Genomic DNA, 2,554 nt, shown 5'->3' on the forward strand with positions numbered 1-2,554 from the left:
GTCGTCCTACAACCGTCCCTGGTGCACCATTCCGTACAGTTTGCGTAACACACCCAAGCTGAAAACATGAAACATTAGATTAAACACACAATGTCGCCAAATTGCAACCAATCACACAAAAGCGAAGAATAGCCAATACAAGTTGACTTTTTCGGTCAGTAAAGATAAAACAACAGCAACCGTGCAGAGGGTTACTCCTGCTTGGGCGGGGATCGGGCCGAGGGGCTGTGGCGGCTGCGTTTTGAGACAGGTTTTGATCTCCACTCCAGCAGCAGCCACGCCGAAGCCATAATTCATTTGGTGGATCAATGGGCATCGAGCGAAGGTAAACTATTCCACGAGGAGTCTCTGACGGTGAAAAGGACCAAACTTGCCTGGATTGCCGCGTTGCTGGTTCTGGCGGTCGTGCTAGGGCAGCCCCGCTTTTTGGTTGCCGAGATTCCCGATTGGACAGCGCTCTGCGCGGAAGCAGCCAAACAATTTCGGCCGATCACGAAAGAAGATGTCACAACCGCACGAAAGGATTTGGAGGCGGCTGTCGCACGCCTGGAGGCTCGGTTCGAAAGGGCCGGCCCGGAAGTCGAGGGCTGGAAGAAATACCTCCAGTGGACCGTTCTCAAGGCAGAACTTGCAAAAGACTCGCCCGATTTGCGGCCACTCGAGGAAGTGTACTCGCGACTCGCTGCCGGTTATGAGGGTTTGCAATTAACCTGCTTCGCAGACGTTCGTCGGGCCCTTCAGCGCTATGTGGCGCTTTCCCGAGCTGTTGGTGATGCGAGCATCGAAGGCCGCTACCACGCCGTGCTCGATAACCTTCAAAAAGCCCTTATCGAGTATCAACAGTCACAGGACCCCCATGTGGCCTTGACGATTCAGGATCTCCTGGACTGGCTGGAATTGGCCGGGCAGGCGCCAGAGCTGCGGGCGGCTGTTCGCGATGCTTTCGCCCAGCCGAACGCCTTTGTCCGAGTCAAAGAGAATTTTCTCGCGTCCGCATTTGCCGAACCGGTCGATGTCACGGAGGATGTCCGCGAAATCATTCTGGGGACCGATGTGCGAGGAAAAGGGCATATTGTGGGACAACGCTCGCTGGAACTCGTCCCCTCTCCGGATCGGGCTCTGATGGCGATCGTGGTTCAGGGAACCATTCATTCAGACACCGTCGGATTTAACGGACCGGCACGCATCTACTCGCAATCGGTGACTCCATTCACCGCGCGCAAGCTGGTGGCGTTTAGTCCGGACGGTTTGTCCTTCCAACCTGCAACCTGCTCCGCCACAACCCACAGTGACATCCAGGATGTGGACGTGACATGCAATAGCGCGTGTGTGGAACGCATTGCGTGGCGGCGAACATTCAAACAGAAGAGTGCTGCCGAATGGGAAGCTGCGCGAAAGGCAGAACGCCGTGTGGAACGTCGCGTTGACAGCGAGGCCGACCCGCAATTGGAAAAAGCGGCCGAGCGCTACCAGACCCGTGTTCGGCAACCCCTTCTCGACCGAAGCCTTTTCCCGCAATGGCAGCTAAGCACGTCCGAGGACGAGCTGAGCATGAGGGTTCTGCAGCTTGGGCACGGTGGCCTGGGAGCGGCCGATGCTCCCCCTGAAGTGGCGAAAGATGGTGCCATCGCCCTCCGGGTTCACCATACCTGGTTTAACAATCTCGCGGAGGGTTTTCTGGGCGGAATGATTCTCAAGGAGGAACGCCTCCAGCAGCTTGCCCAGGATCTCCTGGGACGTGTCCCCGAGGAACTCAAGCGAGACGAAGGGGAAGAGCCCTGGACCGTACGGTTCGCTGCACGCCGGCCCATCGCGGTGACGTTCGCGGACGGGCGGCTGGTCGTGGAATTTCGCGGGGAAACCTACTGGCGCGGCGACCGGGCCTATCCCGGTATGGACGTCCGCGCCACATATCGCATTGAATCCGGCACCGGAGACAAAGGGCCCGAGATCCGGCTTGTCCGCGAAGGTCCGCTGACTGTGTTACCTCCCAATTTCGACCCGGAGCGGGATCGCCTCTCCGTGCGGCAACAGACCATCCGCAGCCTGCTGGAACGGCGATTCGAAAAAATCTTCCGGGAAACAATCACGATTGAACCCATCAAGCTGGAAGGCCAGTGGGCCAAAGCCGGGCCGCTCGTCGTCACGCACCTGGAAACCACAGGGGGATGGCTAAGAGCGGTGCTTGACCCCGCCCGGTGAACAGTGTCTGAAAACTGCGGCCACCAGAGCGCCTTTCACGAGGTCAATCGCAACCCTGCGACATCGCGGCTTGCTGGTGGGGGCTCCCGACTGAAAAAGCGCGATCGATTCGTCAATCGATGACTGCCTCCCAGGGACGATTTGGGAGTGCAATGCGCCACACCGCGCCCGGCAGGCGCTATTTTCTGTCTTTTTCAACAGGTGTATCTTTCTTTTGGCTGTATGATAGATGGAAGGCCTCATCCGGCCGTGTGACCGGTGTAGTGAATCCGGGCGGTATCAGTTTGCGCAGCGAGTCACTGGCCCGGATGCCTCGGGGTTCGCCCGCCGCCGGGACGATGGCGTACTGAAA

Annotated in this window: 1 protein-coding gene; it reads left to right on the plus strand. The window is 58.4% G+C overall.

What is annotated here, in order from left to right; all coding sequences use genetic code 11:
* The first annotated feature begins 354 nt into the window (after window positions 1–354).
* Window positions 355–2,202, plus strand: a complete 1,848-nt coding sequence (locus H5U08_RS15490; RefSeq protein ID WP_297035052.1) for a hypothetical protein — start codon at window positions 355–357, stop codon at window positions 2,200–2,202.
* Window positions 2,203–2,554 lie beyond the last annotated feature (352 nt).

Origin of the sequence: Thermogutta sp. (genome assembly GCF_014359955.1) — a bacterium.
Classification (GTDB): Bacteria; Planctomycetota; Planctomycetia; order Pirellulales; family Thermoguttaceae; genus Thermogutta.